Raw genomic sequence first — 415 nt, forward strand, 5'->3', positions numbered from 1 at the left:
TTTGGTAACTGCAGGAACACAGAATTTCTGTCAGTCCACTTCGCCAACTTTTGCAAGTATTCAGTTAAACGAATCTAATATCGTTTGGTATACTGCTTTAACTGGCGGAACATTGATTCCAAGTACAACAGCTTTAACAAGTGGTAGTTATTATGCAGCGATAAAAGATGCAACTTCACTTTGCGAAAGTGCATTGAGATTAGAAGTTGCCGTAATAGTAACTGATCCTGGAACACCAAGTTTGGTAACTGCGGGAACACAGAACTTCTGTCAGTCCACTTTGCCAACTTTTGCAAGTATTCAGTTAAACGAATCTAATATCGTTTGGTATACTGCTTTAACTGGCGGAACATTGATTCCAAGTACAACAGCTTTAACAAGTGGTACTTATTATGCGGCGATAAAAGATGCAACT

The 415-nt window shown here is 38.8% G+C and carries 1 protein-coding gene; it reads left to right on the forward strand.

Annotation, left to right across the window (positions count from 1 at the left end; translation table 11 throughout):
* A partial coding sequence (locus NJT12_RS24905; protein ID WP_479687007.1) for an Ig-like domain-containing protein occupies window positions 1-415 on the forward strand: 415 nt, incomplete at both ends.

Origin of the sequence: Flavobacterium azizsancarii (genome assembly GCF_027980145.1) — a bacterium.
GTDB lineage: Bacteria > Bacteroidota > Bacteroidia > Flavobacteriales > Flavobacteriaceae > Flavobacterium > Flavobacterium azizsancarii.